We start from the raw sequence: 15,444 nt of genomic DNA, 5'->3' as shown, positions 1-15,444 counted from the left end.
TACAACGCCCTTCGCCTGCAAGGAAAACCCGGAAAGGTCGCGCTCATCGCAATCGCCCGAAAACTGCTCGTCACAGCCAACGCACTCGTCAAAGCAGACACGCCATATCAAGGTAAGACCCTTGACACATGAGACAGTCGCCGGGTTCGCTCGCTGGCGCGAGCGCCCCGGAATGACCTGTGTGGAGCGCAAACGAAGTAACAGCCGCCGCGCGGGTCTTCACCACACCTCCGTCATTCCGGGGCGCGCGGCAGCGCGAACCCGGAATGACGGAGATGCTGGCCGACCCGCCTTGCTCCACAGCCGCGGATTCCGGGTTCACGCGCTTTCGCGCGTGCCCCGGAATGACGGTGTAGGAGACAGGAAGGCGTTGCATTGCGTCCGCTCGCGCGCAGTGACAATGTGCACCGCGGCGCGCGAGTCCTCTCCGCGCCGTCCTGCCAGCTCCCCCGAGTCCCCGCCATGTCCAAATCCACCCGCGCCACCCAGATGCTGGAGAAGCTCGGCGTCGCGTTCAAGCTGCACGCTTACGACTACGATCCCAACGCCGAGGCGATCGGGCTCGCGGCCGCGGCGGCGGTGGGGGTCGAGCCGAAGCGGATGCTGAAGACGCTGATGGCCGAGCTCGACGGCAAGCCGGTGTGCGCGGTGATCGCGTCCGACAAGGAAGTCAGCATGAAGAAGCTCGCCGCCGCGCTCGGCGGCAAGAGCGCCAAGATGATGAAGCCGGCCGATGCCGAGCGGCTGACCGGCTATCATGTCGGCGGCATTTCGCCGTTCGGCCAGAAGAAGCGCGTGCCGGTGGCGATCGACGAAGCCGCGCTCGCCGAGACCACGGTGTATCTCAACGGTGGCCAGCGCGGCCTGCAGATCGAACTCGACCCGAACGCCGCCGTCACCGCGCTCGGCGCCGTGGCGCGCCCGATCGCGGCGGATTGATGCCGCTATCCGGCAAGCGCGCCGCGAGTACCCCGGTAAGCTGATACTTCGTCCACGGCCGCGGTTGGCGCGGGTCGATTTCTTTCGGCACGGCGCAGGACTATGCTGCGCCACGACTCGCCGGAGGGGCGTCCGATGACCGCAACGGGTGAACGACGTGGAGAGGTCAGGCCGCTCGGCCCGGCCGACGCCGACGGCTACTGCAATCACCTGATGCGGCTCGACGCCGAGGCGCGCCGGATGCGGTTCTTCGAGGACGTCTCGGAATTCCACGTGCTGTTCCACGCCGGCGCGGCGCTGTCCGACGGACGCCCGGTGCTGGGCTATGTCGAGGACGGCGAGATCCGCGGCGCCTGCGAACTGCTCGAGACCGATCGCGACCATCACCTCGCCGAAGCCGCCTTCAGCGTCGAAGCCGAGTGGCGCTGCCAGGGCATCGGCGGATTGCTGATGGCGGCGATGATCGCCGAGGCGCGCCGGCTGGGCGTGCGCCGCATCGAAATGTCGTGCCTGCGCACCAACCTGCCGATGCAGGCCCTCGCCGCCCGCTTCACCTCCGACCTGCGCCAGGTCGGCGAGACCGCGCTCGCCGTGCTCGACAACAGCCCGGAACCCAGCGCCGCCTGAGCCGGCCGGGGCAAAGCCAAGCTCTCCATCGACCTCACCGAGGCGCCGCAGCACGGCCGCCGACGACCGCATTCGTCCCTCGCGCAAATAAACGCTTGCGCACCGGCGAGCATCTGACATAATTCGAATATTCGAATGTATGAAGATAGCAGGCTGAACGCTGCCGTCCGGTCGACGGCCGGCGCAGACGACAACAAACAGCGGCGATCCTGCGGCCGGCCAGACGAGGAAACAGCATCGCCGCGGCACGCCGCGTGCCGGCGGCCATAGGGAGTTGGCGACGATGGCACACATCCTGATCATGGGCGCCGGTCTCGGCGGCGTCGTGATGGCCTACGAGATGAAGGACCTGCTCGGGCGCGACGACGACATCACCGTCGTCACCAAGGACCCGATCTATCACTTCGTTCCGTCGAACCCGTGGGTCGCGGTGAAGTGGCGGACCCGCGAGGCGGTGGAGGTCGATCTGGCCCCGACCTTCGCCAAGCGCGGCATCGACTACAAGCCGGTGCCGGTGATCAAGCTCGAACCGGACGAGAACCGCGTCACCCTCGCCGACGCCAGCGTGATCGGCTACGATTTCCTGGTGATCGCCACCGGGCCGGAACTGGCCTTCGACGAGATTCCGGGGCTCGGCCCCGACGGCTACACCACCTCGATCTGCCACGTCGATCACGCCACCGCGGCGGCCGAGGCGTTCGAACAATTCTGCAAGAATCCGGGCCCGATCGTCACCGGCGCGGTGCAGGGCGCGTCCTGCTTCGGGCCGGCCTACGAGTTCACCTTCATCCTCGAGACCGAACTGCGGCGCCGCAAGATCCGCGATCAGGTGCCGATGACCTTCGTCACCGCCGAGCCCTATATCGGCCATCTCGGCCTCGACGGCGTCGGCGACACCAAGGGGCTGCTCGAAGCCGAGATGCGGCAGCACCACATCAAGTTCATGACCAGCACGAGGATCGCCAAGGTCGAGCCGGGCAAGATCACGGCGGAAGAAATCGCCGACGACGGCTCGGTGAAGAAGACGGTCGAGCTGCCGTTCGGCTTCTCGATGATGCTGCCGTCGTTCCGCGGCATCGCGCCGCTGCGCGGCATCGAGGGGCTGGTCAATCCGCGCGGCTTCGTGCTGATCGACAAGCACCAGCGCAACCCGAAATATCGCAACGTATTCTCGGTCGGCGTCTGCGTCGCGATCCCGCCGATGGGGCCGACGCCGGTGCCGTGCGGCGTGCCAAAGACCGGCTTCATGATCGAATCGATGGTGACCGCCACCGCGCACAACATCCGGCAACTGCTCGACGGCGAGGAGCCGACCCATCAGGCGACCTGGAACGCGGTGTGCCTGGCCGATTTCGGCGATTCCGGCGTCGCCTTCGTGGCGCAGCCGCAGTTGCCGCCGCGCAACGTCAACTGGTCGTCGTCGGGGGTGTGGGTGCACAACGCCAAGATCGCGTTCGAGAAGTACTTCATGCGCAAGATGAGCCGCGGCGAGAGCGAGCCGTTCTACGAGAAGGCGATGCTCGACATTCTCGGCATCGGCAAGCTGAAGAAAACGACCGAGTCGGCGTGAGCGATCGGTGCCCGCACGCCGCGCCGGCGGTCAGGGCTTCGCCCCGAGCCGCCGCGGCCCGGTGCCGTGGCGACCGAGTTCGTCGTCGGGGTTTCGCAGCGGACATTCCTCCAGCGACAGGCAACCGCAGCCGATGCAGCTCGTGATCTGGTCGCGCAACTGCGTCAGGCCGACGATGCGCGCTTCCAGCATCGTCTTCCACGCCTTGGCGAAACGCGCCCAGTCGGCTTTGGACGGGACGCGGTCGTGGGGCAGATCGACCAGCGCATCGTGGATCGTGGTCAGCGGAATCCCGGCCAGCAGCGCGACGCGGATGATGGCGATGCGGCGAAGCACCGAGCGATGATAGCGCCGCTGGTTACCCTCGGTGCGCCAGCCCTGGATCAGCCCCTTGGCCTCATAGAAATGCAGGGTCGAAACCGCCACGCCGCTCCGCTTGGCGGCTTCGCCGACGGTGAGTGCGATCTTGGTAGTGGCGTCGGTCATCTCGGAAAACTCTGCGAAGGCGGCTGAGTCCAGCGCCTCTCTACAACCTGCTTGGTCCGACGCATACCGAATGCGCGCCGGCGGCACGACCCGGCGCGGTGACGCACGGCTTCGAACGCACTCGTGCTGCGAGCGCGCACGGGACTACGCGGAGACGACATCGGACTCGGCCGGCGTCCGGCGCTGTCCGCCTGCCGCCCCGGCATGCCGGTCGGCGGCGATCAGCGTGTAGAAGGTCGGCAGCACGAACAGCGTGAACAGCGTCCCGATCAGCATGCCCATCACCACCACGATGCCGATGGCGAAACGGCTGGCGGCACCGGCGCCTTCGGCGAACAGCAGCGGCACCAGGCCGGCGACCATCGCGGCCGTGGTCATCAGCACCGGCCGCATCCGGACTTTCGCCGACTGCAGAATAGCGTCGCGGCGGCCGAGCCCCTGCTCGCGCTGAATCTGGTTGGCGAACGCCACCATCAGGATGCCGTGCTTGGAGATCAGCCCGATCAGGGTGACGAGCCCGATCTGCGTATAGATGTTGAGGGTGGTGTAGCCGAGATACAGCGGCAGCAGCGCGCCGCAGATCGCCAGCGGCACCGTCACCAAGATCACCAGCGGATCGCGAAAGCTCTCGTACTGCGCGGCCAGCACCAGGAAGATCACGATCAGCGCGAAGCCGAAGGTGACGGTGAGGCGGTTGCCTTCCTGGACGTATTGCCGGCTGTCGCCGAGCCAGTCGATGGTGACGCCGGGCGCGCGCGGCTGCGCTTCCATGAACGCCACCGCCTGCCCCATGGTCACCCCGGGCCGCAGCACAGCCGACAGCGTCGCCGCGTTCATCTGGTTGAACTGCGGCAGCCGGTTGGCGCTCGGCGTCACCGACACCGCGGCGACGGTCGAGAGCGGGATCATCTCACCGGAGCGGGTGCGGAGCTGATAGCGCCCGATCGTCTCCGGCGTCAGCCGGTCGCTGCGGCGAACCTGCGGGATGACGTCGTAGGAACGGCCGTAATAATTGAAGCGGTTGACGTAGTTCTCGCCGACCAGCACCGCGAGGGTGTCGGCGATCGCCTGCATGGTGACGCCGACCTCGCCGGCCTTGGCGCTGTCGATGCGGATCCGCGCGGTCGGGCTGTCGAAGGCGAGGTCGCTGTCGACGAACACGAACAGGCCGCTGCGCCACGCCGCCGCCTTCAGCGCTTCCATCTCGCGGTAGATCGTCTCGAAGCCGGCGGGCGAACGCAGCACCATCTGGAACGGCAGGCCGCCGGTCGAGGCCGGCAGCGCTGCCGGTTGGAACGGCGTGACGGACGCACCGTGGACGCCGCCGACGGCGCGGTAAAGCGCCGCCTGAATGTCGGTGGCCGAGCGCTGGCGTTCGCTCCAGTCCTTGAGGATGATGCCGCCGAACGCGTTGTTGAGGCCATCGGTGCCGACCACGAAGAAATTGGCGGCGTATTCCGGCATCGACCGGAAGATCTGTTGGACCTGCCCGGCCGCCGCCGCCGTGTAGTCGAGATTGGCGTATTGCGGTGCCCGCACCGCGGTGAAGACGTAGCCCTGGTCTTCCTGCGGCGCGAGTTCGCGCTTGGCACCGAAGAACAGCGCCACGATGGCCAGCAGCATGGTGCCGGCGACCAGCAGCACCGCCGGCCGGATCGCCAGCGTCGCGGCGAGCAGCCGGCCGTACCCGTTCGCGAGCGCCGCGAAGCGATGCTCGATCATCGTGGCAAAACGACTCTGGGCCTGCTTGCCGCCGAGCAGCCGCGAACTCATCATCGGCGACAACGTCAGCGCGATCAGGCCGGAGACCACCACCGAGCCCGCCAGCGTGAAGGCGAATTCGCGGAACAGACTTCCGGTCAGGCCGCCCATCAGGCCGATCGGCGCGTAGACGGCGGCGAGCGTGATGGTCATCGCGATCACCGGGCCGACGATCTCGCGGGCGCCGACCAGCGCCGCGTCGATCGGCGACAGCCCCTCCTCGATGTGGCGGTGAATGTTCTCGACCACCACGATGGCATCGTCGACGACGAGGCCGATCGCCAGCACCATCGCCAGCAGCGTCAGCAGATTGAGCGAGAAGCCGAACGCCAGCATCAGCGCCGCGGTCCCGACCAGCGACAGCGGGATGGTCATCACCGGAATGATCACGGCGCGCAGCGAGCCGAGAAACAGGAAGATCACCACCACGACGATGACGCCGGCTTCGATCAGCGTGTGCTGGACCTCGTCGATCGCGGCGTTGACGAAGTGGGCGACGTCGAACTGGTTCTCGACCGTGAGACCCGGCGGCGCCACGCTTTGCATCGCCGGGATCAGCGCCTTGGTGGCGGCGACGATCTCCAGCGGATTGCCGTCGGGGGTCGGGGCGATCTTGAGATACACCGCACGGCGGGCGCTCGCCCAGCCGAGCGTGTTGCGGTTCTGGCTGCCGATCTCGACGTCGGCGATGTCGCGCAGCCGCACCAGGCCGTCGGCGCCGGTCTTGATTACCATGTCGCGGAAGTCGTCGGCGGTGGTGACGTCGGTTGCGGCGGTGATGTTGGTGACGGTGCGGCCGCTCTCGAGCTGGCCGGGCGCGGCCTGCACGTTGTTGGCACGCAGCGCCGCGGAGACGTCACCCGCCGTCAGGTTGCGGGCGGCGAGCTTGACCGGATCGAGCCATACCCGCATCGACAACGCCTGCGCGGCGGCGAGATCGGCGGAAGCCACGCCCTTGACCGAAGTGATCAGCGGCTGTCCGACCCGCGTGACGAAATCGGTGATCTGCGGAATCGTCAGCGTGTCGCTGACGAAGGCGACGTACTGCACCGCGGACGCACCGTCGGTGATCTTGGTCACTACCGGATCGTAAGCGCCGGCAGGCAGCCGATACTTGACCTGCTGAACCTTGGCCAGCACGTCGGTCATCGCCCGGTCGGAGTTGGCGTTGAGCACCAGCTTGGCCTTGACCTGGCTCTGCCCCATGGTCGAGGTCGAGGTGAGATATTCGATGCCGTCGGCGGAGGCGATCGCCTGCGCAATCGGGGTGGTGACGAAGCCCTGCATCACCTCCTGGGTCGCGCCGGGAAGCATCGTATCGACCGTGATGGTCGCGCTTTCGAGGTTGGGATATTGCCGCACCGGCAACGACAGGAACGCGCTCGCCCCCGCCATCAGGATCAGCAGGCTGACCACCACGGACAGGATCGGCCGGCGGATGAACAGATCGGTGAACCGCATGGCGCCGCCCTCACCGCGACGGGTTCGACGCGGCCACCGAAGCGGCCACGCTGACCGTCGCCCCCGGCTGGACGCGGAGCTGGCCGCTGGTGATCACCACGTCGCCGCTGCCGAGCCCGGTCTCGACCACGATGCGGTCGCCGCGCCGCTGACCTGTCGTCACCGGCACGGGCGCGGCTTTGCCGTCGCGGACGACGAGGACGCTGTCGCCCGACGCGCTGGTCTGGATCGCGGTGGCCGGCACCAGTATCGCCGACGGGCGCGGCGGCTGCGCGATGCCGACGGTGACGTAGAGGCCGGGCCGCAGCTTGCGGTCCGGATTGCCGAGCGTCGCCTGAACCCGCACGTTGCGGGTGTCCTGCTGCACCATCGGCTCGATCGCGTTGATCCGCGCCGCGAATTCCTGGCCCGGATAGGCGTCGGTGCGTACCGTGACTGCGCCGCCGAGCACGAGCTTCGACAGATCCTGCTGCGGCACGGTGAAATTGGCGTAGAGCCGGTCGAGCGCGGTCAGCGTCGCCAGCACGTCGCCGGGATTGACGTATTGCCCGAGATTGACCCGGCGGATGCCGAGCAAGCCGGCGAACGGCGCGCGGATCGTCTTCTGCGCGATCACCGCCTCGATCCGCTGCACCGTGGCGTCGGCCTGCTCCTGTTCGGTGACGCGCTGGTCGAGCAGCTGCTGCGTCGCGGCGTCGGTCGCGACCAGCCGGCGCGAGCGGTCGAGCTGCAGCCGCGCGAATTGCGCACGCGACACCGCCTCGGCAAGCTGCGCCCGCTCCGGCGCGTCGTTGAGTTCGACCAGCGGCGTGCCGGCCTCGACCGACATCCCCGCCTCGAACCGGATCGCGACGACGCGGCCGGCGACCTCGGGCGCGAGCGTCAATTCCTGCACCGCCTGCAGCGAGCCGGTGGCTTCGAGCGATTGCGGCAGCGGCTCCGGCTCGACCGTGAGGGCCGAGACCTCGACCGGCGGGCGGGCATGCCCGGCACTCGCGGGCGCGAGCCGCGCCTGACGCCACAGATAGATCCCGGCGAAGGTCGACGCCAGGATCGGAATCACGATCAGCACCGGCGCCAAGCGGCGCCGGGTATCGGTCAAGGGTCGCATAGTGTCGGTCATCGCCGGCTCCAAGCCGCATTCACGCGCGCGTTCGGAACAAGCCGCTGCAGCGGAGCAACGTGCGCTGTGGCGGGCCGGGGACGAACGAGCCGACCACTCCGATACAACCTCAACAATAGTTGAGGTCTAGTGCTCAAATAGTCGAGGGCAGGGCGCCGCACTTGCCGCCGCGCTACGTCGACCGGTCGTCGTCGGGGGTGTGGGTGCACAACGCCAAGATCGCGTTGGAGAAGTACTTCATGCGCAAGATGAGCCGCGGCGAGAGCGAGCCGTTCTACGAGAAGGCGATGCTCGACATTCTCGGTATCGGCAAGCTGAAGAAAACGACGGAATCGGTGTGATAAACTCAGCCTGACTGCGGCCGGCCGCATGCGCGCAATGCGTGCAGCCGGCTTGTGATCGGCGCGAAAACCCGTATTGCTGGGCCAACTCAAAGGGAGGCGGCGTTCGGCTCGTGCGGATACGGCGTGGCGTGCGCCGCTTCCAAGCACCGGGCCTGACGATGACCACCACGACGCCGCCTGCCGAAACGCACCGCTTCGGCTGGATCTCCGACCAGCCCTATCTGCTGCTGAGCCTGACCTCGCTGTTCTGGGCCGGCAACGCCATCGTGGGCCGCGCCGTCGCCGGACATTTTCCGCCGGTGACGCTGTCGTTCCTGCGCTGGGCGGTCGCGTTCGTGATCGTCGCGCCGTTCGCCTGGCGCCACCTGATCGCCGACTGGAAGGCGATCCGCCGCCATCTGCCGCTGATGGTGACGGTGTCGATCATCGGCATCTCGACCTTCAACACGCTGCAATACACCGCCCTGCAATACACCACGGCGCTCAACGTGCTGCTGCTGCAATCGACCGGCCCGCTGTTCGTGGCGCTGTGGGCGCTGATCGTGCTGCGCGCGCGGCTGACCGCGACCCAGGCGCTCGGCATCGGCGCATCGATGCTCGGCGTGGTGGTGATCATCCTGCACGGCAACATCGCCGAACTGGCCGCGATCGAGCTCAACCGCGGCGACCTGTTGTTCATCGGGGCGCTCGCCACCTTCGGCCTCTACACCGCGCTGACGCAGAAGCGGCCGCAGATGCACGCGCTGTCGTTCCTCGCCTTCACGTTCGGCTGCGGCGCGCTGTTCCTGATCCCGCTGCAGATCTGGGAGCTGACCACCAGGCCGCTGCCTTCGCTCGACTGGAGCAACGCCGGCGCGCTGCTGTACGTCGCGGTGTTTCCGTCGATCCTGGCCTATCTGTGCTACAACCGCGGCGTCCGGCTGATCGGCGCCAACCGCTCGGCGCCGTTCTTCCACCTGATCCCGGTGTTCGGCTCGGCGATGGCGATCCTGTTTCTCGGCGAACGCCCGCACCTCTACCACGCGGTCGGATACGCGCTGGTGCTGACCGGGGTGATCGTCGCCGCAAGGAAGCCGAAGGGGGCGTAGTTGCAGCGCTCCCTGTCATTCCAATACCGCCGGACTGCATAGAACGCGACGGCAGGTGCTGGCCGTCGAAAAATCCCATTGACGCGCGCCCCAACTTGAGGCTGCATAGCCGCGTTTTGGAATAACAATTAGTTGCAGATGCTGGCACACGGCTGTCCGGGCCGTCGCAGCCGATGTGGTTACTTTTCTCATTTTGCGAGGATGACCATGCGTGCACTACGTCTATTCCCTGCGCTGTGCTTATCGCTCACCTGCTCGACATCGTTGCTGGCCCAAAACCTGCAACCGGAAAGCCGGCAGGAATTCCGCCGGGTTTTCGGCACCAGTCCTCGGCCGCCCCGTCCACCGACCGCCCAGATCCAGGCGATCGAGCCGTTCCGCCAGAGTTTGACCGTTCCCGGCCTGCAAACATTCGTCGATTCGAAATCGACCCCGGCCAGCATCAATTCCACTTCGCTTCTCGAACTTCTCAACGGTCCTGAGCCGCGAAGATACTTCCTGTTATGGCATCTGATCGCACTCGACCTTACCGCGATAGATCACCGGGTTACGATCGCCGACAGCCCTAACACCTATCAGGAACAGTTCGGGCCGGCCCGGACCGCGCGCGCACTGGCGCTGATCCACCAAGCGATGTTCGAAGCACAGAACGCATTCGATCGGAAATACGAAACCACGCTGCCGGGGCCTCAGATCGTGCCGAAGCCCGGGGCTTCTGTGGAGGTCGCACTCACCGAGGCAGCCTATCAGCTCATGACTTGGCTCTATCCGGGCCTCAACGATCAGGAATTGCCCGATCCGACGCGCGCCGCAATGGGTGCCGCCGCGGCGCAAACGCTTCCCTGCATTTCGCCGTCGTTCAGCCTGTCGCGGTACTACCGCTGCGCGCTGGATAAGGCCAATTCGAGTAAGGAAGCCCGGGAAGAAGGAATTCACGTCGGCCGAGCGATCGCCGGCCGGATTATCGCAGAACGTGTCCACGACGGCGCCGATCGCCCCGACCCCGTCTGGCGCAACGATTTCCGACCGCGACACACTCCGAGCGATACGGACTACAATTACCTCCAATGGCAAAGGGACCCTGTGTCCGGCCTGGATACTGCACTCGGGGGATATTGGGCCAACGTCAAGCCGTTCGCTCTGAGCTCAGCCTTCCAGTTCCGGCCGGACGTCGATCCGACCAGAGACTTCTTCGTGAACCCGGACAAGACCGCCGAAAAGACCTCCATAAAGTCCTATGACGCCGTTCGCAAATGGGGGCGCGACGCGAGGCTCAACGACGTCTCGGTAGACCCGCCGCCGGACATCGGCCTGTACCTCGCCCAGTTCTGGGCCTATGACGGCACCGCAAATCTTTGCGCGCCCGCCCGGCTCTACAACCAGATCGCGCTGGCCGCGCTTGCGCATCTCGAACTCAAGCCAGAAGACGGCTACAACGCGATCGACGTCAAGTCGCCGGTCGAGTTGGCGCGGTTCTTTGCGCTCATCAACATGGCGCTCGCGGATTCGTCGATCAGCGCGTGGGATGCGAAATATCACTTTCAGTATCCCCGTCCCGTGACCTACATCCGAGCGGTCGAGGAAGCGAAGGCGACGGAAGCGGCCATGAAACCGCGCGCCCCCGCGCCTACCGGTACCGGAAGCAACGATGATGCGGACCGGATCGCCCCGAAGTGGCTTCCTGTCGGCGCGCAAGTGACGAATGCGGAGCAGCCCCGAAACATCACACCACCCTTCCCGTCCTATCCGTCCGGGCATGCGGTGTTCGGCGGCGCGCTGTTCGGAATGCTGCGGCAATTCGTGAAGCCGGAAGCAGAGTTCGAATTCCGATCGGACGAATTCAATGGAAAGAACCGCGACGTCTTCAACTACGTTCGTTGCGACGAGCCGCGCAGTCCGAACGACAAGACCCCCTCCTTGTTCTGCGGCAAGCGCAAGTTAACTCTGGATTGCGCGGAGCGCGAAAATGCCGACAGCCGGATCTTCATGGGCGTCCATTGGATCTTCGATGCCGACGACGGCATTACAATGGGCAACGAAATCGCCAGGCAGGTCTATCGCAAGCAGATGAGCGGGATGACGACCGCCAGCCCCCGCAGCGGAATGCCGACGCCTCAATTGTTCTCGGCATCCGACAAAAAACCGGGCAGCGAAGCGAAGCGGATGCGTGACGATCTGCTATGTCCCGGGGTTGCGCTGCCAAAAGGGTTGGACGCCGCCGCGAACTTCGGACCGCTCGAGATCAAGACCGTTAGGCTCGATTGATCCGCGCATCGCGACAAATCCGGTCGCGCGGAAACCACCGCGCGACCGCCCAGATTCGGCGCGCCGGTCGCAGACGGATGCAGGCGGCCCTCGGCTTCACCGCCGAGGAGAAACTGTCATGTCCGGCTCACTTCGCCGGGATGTGAAATTTGCTGAAGGCTTCGCGGGTGCAGATGATCAGATGATCGGCGCAGGCGTTGCGGCGATGCGGCTCGCACTGGCTGAGATATTCGGGCGACCGCATCATCGTCATGAAGGCTTCGACCGACGGGTAGTAGACCAGCGAAACGTAGTCCCACGGCGCGCCGTCGAGACGACCGAACGCCACCGCCTTGGCATTGCCGTTCCACAGCAGGATGCCGCCGTGGGCCTTGACCAGCGCCACCTTCTGCGAGCTGTAGCGCATGTAAGCATCCCAGCCGGTGCCGTCGCCGTCGCCGGCCTGCTCGCTGAACCTGATCAGATTCACCATGACCACCGGCCCCGGATCGTCGCGGTCAAGCTCCGTCAGGCCCTGGATGTTCAACTGGTCGATGCTCATGTCCGTCCCATTCGACTGTCCTGCACAGGATGCGCGGATCGGCCGCCATGTGGTAGCCGATTCTCGGCCGCTGTCGACCGCGCCGCATCATCGCAGACGGCGCGGCGATGCATGGAACCGCACCACGACCGCGCATGTCTGCAATCCGCCCCGCGCCTCTTTTGCGGCGTGGAAAATTCGGGCACGAAGACGGAATCGTCCATCGCGCCCGCGACCGCCGTTTGATCTCCTGGTTCCGCACCGCTTTCGGCTGGCTCGCCAACCAGCCTTATCTGCTGCTCAGCCTGACCTCGCTGTTCTGGGCCGGCAACATCGTGCTCGGACGCGCGGTGGCCGGCCACGTGCCGCCGGTGACGCTGTCCTGCGTGCGCTGGATCGGCGCGATGCTGCTGCTGCTGCCGATTGCATGGCCGCATCTGCGGCGCGACTGGCGAAAGCTGCTCGTGCATTGGAAGCTGATGATGGTGCTGTCGGCGACCGGCTTTGCCATCAACAACGCGTTGGCCTATTGGGGGTTGCAATACACCGAGGCGCTGAACGCGCTGCTGATGCAATCCTCGGGACCGCTGTTCGTGGCGCTGTGGTCGCTGCTGCTGTTCGGGGTGCGGCTGACCTGGATGCAGGCGATCGGCATCGCGCTGTCGCTGCTCGGCGTCCTGACCATCATCCTGCGCGGCGACTTCGCGGCGCTGGCGGCGATCGAAATCAACCGCGGCGACCTGATGATCGCCGGCGCGCTGTGCGCGTTCGGGTTGTATTCGGCGCTGATGCCGAAGCGGCCGGCGACGCATCCGTTGTCGCTGATCGTGGTGACCACCGGCGGCGGCGCGCTGTTGCTGCTGCCGTTCGCGGCCTGGGAATACGCCAGCGGCGTGCGGCCGAGCGCCGACTGGATCACCGCGCTCACGCTCGCTTACGTGGTGATCTTCCCGTCGATGCTGGCGTATTTGTGCTTCAACCGCGGCGTCGCGCTGATCGGGCCGAACCGTTCGGCGCCGTTCCTGCATCTGATGCCGGTGTTCGGCTCGGTGATGGCGATCGCGCTGCTCGGCGAGACGCTCGAACTGTTTCACCTCGCCGGCTACGCCATGGTGGTGGCCGGCGTGTTCATCGCGGCGCGGCGCTGACCGAACGCGCAGCCGTCAGGCCGCGCGCACCGTGTGCATGAACTTGCCGACCTCCAGCTTGAGCCGGTTGCTCTCCCCGGCGAGCGACTGCGCCGCGTGCAGCACCTCGCCGGCGGCGGCGCCGGTGCCGCTGGCGCCGTGCTCGACCTCGACGATGTTGGACGACACGTCGCGGGTGCCTTGGGCGGCCTGCTGGATGTTGCGCGAGATCTCGCGTGTCGCGGCGCCCTGCTCCTCCACCGCCGAGGCGATGGTCGAGGCGATCTCCGACATCTTCTCGATGGTGCCGCCGATGCCCTTGATCGCCTCGACCGACTCGTGGGTGGCGGACTGAATGCTGGCGATCTGCTGACCGATCTCGCCGGTCGCCTTGGACGTCTGCTCGGCCAGCGCCTTGACCTCGGCGGCCACCACCGCGAAGCCGCGGCCGGCCTCGCCGGCGCGCGCCGCTTCGATGGTGGCGTTGAGCGCCAAAAGGTTGGTCTGCTGCGCGATGGTGTTGATCAGTTCGACGACATCGCCGATCCGCGCCGCCGCCTGCGACAATTCCTCGACGCGCTGATTGGTGTGCGCCGCCTGCTCGACCGCTTCCTGCGCGATCTGTGCCGAGGACTGCACCTGGCGGCTGATCTCTTCGACCGACGCCGTCATCTCCTCGGAGGCCGAGGCCACCGACTGCACGTTGGTCGAGGCCTCTTCGGAGGCTTGCGCGACCGCGACGGTGAGATGCTGGGCGCGCTCGGCATTGCCGTTCAGCGTCCCGGCCGAGGCTTCGAGCTCGGTCGCGGCCGACGACACTGTTTCGATGATCTCGCCGATCGCGCCTTCGAAATCATCGGCCAGCCGGTGCATATCGGCGCGGCGTTGCATCGCGGCGATCTCGTCCTGGCGGATGCGCGCCTCGGCCTCCTCACGCGCCTTGGCGGCCGCATGGACCTTGAGGTCCTCGATCGCATGGGCCATGTCGCCGATCTCGTCCTTGCGGTCGAGCCCCGGCAGCTTCAGATCGAGCTGGCCCTGCGCCAGCTTGTGCAGCGCGCCGCCGAGTTCGGCGAGCGGACGCAGCACGCGGACGAAGGTGATCCACAGGCTGACCAGCACCAGCGCGCCGGCGGCGCCGAGCGCGGCGAGCGACTGGATCAGCCGGGAGCTGCTGCGTGCGGAATCGGCGCCGGCCTCGGCATCGGCCGCCTGGCCGATCGCCCCGGCGAGTTTGAGGATGGTTTCGATGCCCACGGTCGCGCGGGCGATGTAATCGACGCCGCCGAGCGGATAGGCTCCGGTTTCGCCGGCGGCGAGCACGCTGTCGCGCACCCGCGCATAGGTTCCGAAATATTCGCTGTCGACGGTGCGGATCGCGTCGAGCACCGCGACCGGGGTGTCGGCGCGCTGCCTCAACGCGGCGATCATCGGCCAGGCGAGATCGATCTGACCGCGGAACGCGGCGGTGTCACCGATCTCGGCAGGCGTGAACCCGGTCCGTGCGCTGACCTTGGCGCCGAGATAAGCGCGCTCGCGCCCGGCATTCTCGGCCATCATCGCCGCCAGATGCCGCACCCGGATCATCTGCGCCAGCGCCGCCGAGGGCGGATCGCTCAGCGTCTCCAGCGTGCTGCGAAGCGAGTTGCCGGCGGCATCGATGGCGCGGGTGATGATGCCGAAGGCGCCGCGCACCACCTCGGGATCGCGCGCCGAAGCCGGCTTGCCGATCTCGTCGTCGATCCGCGCACGCAGCGTAACATGGTCCTGTCGGGCGCGCTGCGCGGCGGCGATCGCCGCGCCGGCGGCCTTCATTTGCGGCACCTCGCCGATCAGCCGCATCGCCTCGCCGAATGCCGCATCACCGGCGCTGCGCACCTTGGCGATGTCGGCCCGCCGATCGGGATCCGCCGCATTCGGCGCGTTCAGCGCCGCGTTGCTGAGGCCGCGCTCCAGCGCCCAGCGGCCGGCGCTCGTCAGCAGCAGTTCTGCGACGCGATTGACTTCGACGAAGGCCTCCGACTGGTTGCGACGGATCACGGCATCGCGCGCCTCGAAGCCTGCGAGCGTCATGGCGGTGGCGGCGAGCGCGAGAACGATCAGCGGCAGCAGTACACGAATCTTGAGAGTCAT

12 protein-coding genes and 1 pseudogene are annotated in these 15,444 nt (G+C 66.8%); 8 read left to right on the top strand and 5 right to left on the bottom strand.

The features are described from left to right. The 4 genes and pseudogenes from DWA33_RS25750 to DWA33_RS17770 form a co-directional block, all read left to right on the top strand. Nucleotides 1-132 (top strand): annotated as a pseudogene (locus DWA33_RS25750) (IS110 family transposase); the annotation flags it as partial. 330 nt (nucleotides 133-462) lie between these two features. Then, a complete protein-coding gene (gene ybaK / locus DWA33_RS17780) occupies nucleotides 463-939 on the top strand; it encodes a Cys-tRNA(Pro) deacylase (protein ID WP_114359753.1) in 477 nt (158 codons plus the stop codon). 135 nt (nucleotides 940-1,074) lie between these two features. Next, the gene (locus DWA33_RS17775; RefSeq protein ID WP_114359774.1) at nucleotides 1,075-1,566 is read left to right on the top strand and encodes a GNAT family N-acetyltransferase; all 492 of its coding nucleotides are present in this window, start codon (nucleotides 1,075-1,077) and stop codon (nucleotides 1,564-1,566) included. Nucleotides 1,567-1,849: 283 nt separating this feature from the next. Next, entirely contained in the window at nucleotides 1,850-3,136 is a 1,287-nt protein-coding gene (locus DWA33_RS17770) for an NAD(P)/FAD-dependent oxidoreductase (RefSeq protein WP_114359772.1), read from the top strand. Nucleotides 3,137-3,166: 30 nt separating this feature from the next. Here DWA33_RS17770 and soxR read toward each other — a convergent pair whose 3' ends face one another. The 3 genes from soxR to DWA33_RS17755 all read right to left on the bottom strand — a co-directional run bounded on the left by soxR (nucleotide 3,167) and on the right by DWA33_RS17755 (nucleotide 7,967). After that, nucleotides 3,167-3,622, bottom strand: coding sequence for a redox-sensitive transcriptional activator SoxR (gene soxR, locus DWA33_RS17765; RefSeq protein WP_114359752.1), 456 nt, complete (start codon nucleotides 3,620-3,622; stop codon nucleotides 3,167-3,169). Nucleotides 3,623-3,766: 144 nt separating this feature from the next. Beyond that, on the bottom strand, nucleotides 3,767-6,844 hold the full coding sequence (locus tag DWA33_RS17760; RefSeq protein ID WP_114359750.1) for an efflux RND transporter permease subunit: 3,078 nt from the start codon (nucleotides 6,842-6,844) through the stop codon (nucleotides 3,767-3,769). 10 nt (nucleotides 6,845-6,854) lie between these two features. Further along, on the bottom strand, nucleotides 6,855-7,967 hold the full coding sequence (locus DWA33_RS17755) for an efflux RND transporter periplasmic adaptor subunit (RefSeq protein WP_114359770.1): 1,113 nt from the start codon (nucleotides 7,965-7,967) through the stop codon (nucleotides 6,855-6,857). A gap of 161 nt (nucleotides 7,968-8,128) precedes the next feature. On the opposite strand from DWA33_RS17755, the gene DWA33_RS17750 reads away from it, so the two are divergent. The 3 genes from DWA33_RS17750 to DWA33_RS17740 all read left to right on the top strand — a co-directional run bounded on the left by DWA33_RS17750 (nucleotide 8,129) and on the right by DWA33_RS17740 (nucleotide 11,664). Then, on the top strand, nucleotides 8,129-8,308 hold the full coding sequence (locus DWA33_RS17750) for a hypothetical protein (RefSeq protein ID WP_347337902.1): 180 nt from the start codon (nucleotides 8,129-8,131) through the stop codon (nucleotides 8,306-8,308). Between the two features lie 161 nt (nucleotides 8,309-8,469). Next, nucleotides 8,470-9,399 (top strand): DMT family transporter, encoded by a 930-nt coding sequence (locus DWA33_RS17745; RefSeq protein WP_114359768.1) that lies wholly within the window; start codon nucleotides 8,470-8,472, stop codon nucleotides 9,397-9,399. Between the two features lie 207 nt (nucleotides 9,400-9,606). Continuing rightward, on the top strand, nucleotides 9,607-11,664 hold the full coding sequence (locus DWA33_RS17740; protein WP_167443235.1) for a vanadium-dependent haloperoxidase: 2,058 nt from the start codon (nucleotides 9,607-9,609) through the stop codon (nucleotides 11,662-11,664). A 127-nt stretch (nucleotides 11,665-11,791) separates the two neighbouring features. Here the strand turns inward: DWA33_RS17740 and DWA33_RS17735 are convergent, their stop codons facing one another. Further along, nucleotides 11,792-12,205 (bottom strand): DUF1330 domain-containing protein, encoded by a 414-nt coding sequence (locus DWA33_RS17735; RefSeq protein ID WP_114359746.1) that lies wholly within the window; start codon nucleotides 12,203-12,205, stop codon nucleotides 11,792-11,794. 221 nt (nucleotides 12,206-12,426) lie between these two features. On the opposite strand from DWA33_RS17735, the gene DWA33_RS17730 reads away from it, so the two are divergent. Then, complete coding sequence (locus DWA33_RS17730; RefSeq protein ID WP_114359744.1) at nucleotides 12,427-13,332, top strand: DMT family transporter; 906 nt, start codon at nucleotides 12,427-12,429, stop codon at nucleotides 13,330-13,332. Between the two features lie 15 nt (nucleotides 13,333-13,347). Here the strand turns inward: DWA33_RS17730 and DWA33_RS17725 are convergent, their stop codons facing one another. Beyond that, nucleotides 13,348-15,444: a methyl-accepting chemotaxis protein gene (locus DWA33_RS17725; protein ID WP_114359766.1), complete on the bottom strand. Its 2,097-nt coding sequence runs from the start codon at nucleotides 15,442-15,444 to the stop codon at nucleotides 13,348-13,350.

This window comes from Rhodopseudomonas pentothenatexigens (assembly GCF_900218015.1).
GTDB classification, from domain to species: Bacteria; Pseudomonadota; Alphaproteobacteria; order Rhizobiales; family Xanthobacteraceae; genus Rhodopseudomonas; species Rhodopseudomonas pentothenatexigens.
The sequence above is the reverse complement of the archived record's forward strand: the minus strand, read 5'-3'. Positions and strand labels throughout refer to the sequence as shown.

Excerpts from the sequence above, each read along its gene's own strand:
- ybaK (WP_114359753.1), top strand. The coding sequence starts at position 463 with ATGTCCAAATCCACCCGCGCCACCCAGATGCTGGAGAAGCTCGGCGTC.
- DWA33_RS17775 (WP_114359774.1), top strand. The coding sequence starts at position 1,075 with ATGACCGCAACGGGTGAACGACGTGGAGAGGTCAGGCCGCTCGGCCCG.
- DWA33_RS17770 (WP_114359772.1), top strand. The coding sequence starts at position 1,850 with ATGGCACACATCCTGATCATGGGCGCCGGTCTCGGCGGCGTCGTGATG.
- soxR (WP_114359752.1), bottom strand. The coding sequence starts at position 3,622 with ATGACCGACGCCACTACCAAGATCGCACTCACCGTCGGCGAAGCCGCC.
- DWA33_RS17760 (WP_114359750.1), bottom strand. The coding sequence starts at position 6,844 with ATGCGGTTCACCGATCTGTTCATCCGCCGGCCGATCCTGTCCGTGGTG.
- DWA33_RS17755 (WP_114359770.1), bottom strand. The coding sequence starts at position 7,967 with ATGACCGACACTATGCGACCCTTGACCGATACCCGGCGCCGCTTGGCG.
- DWA33_RS17745 (WP_114359768.1), top strand. The coding sequence starts at position 8,470 with ATGACCACCACGACGCCGCCTGCCGAAACGCACCGCTTCGGCTGGATC.
- DWA33_RS17740 (WP_167443235.1), top strand. The coding sequence starts at position 9,607 with ATGCGTGCACTACGTCTATTCCCTGCGCTGTGCTTATCGCTCACCTGC.
- DWA33_RS17735 (WP_114359746.1), bottom strand. The coding sequence starts at position 12,205 with ATGAGCATCGACCAGTTGAACATCCAGGGCCTGACGGAGCTTGACCGC.
- DWA33_RS17725 (WP_114359766.1), bottom strand. The coding sequence starts at position 15,444 with ATGACTCTCAAGATTCGTGTACTGCTGCCGCTGATCGTTCTCGCGCTC.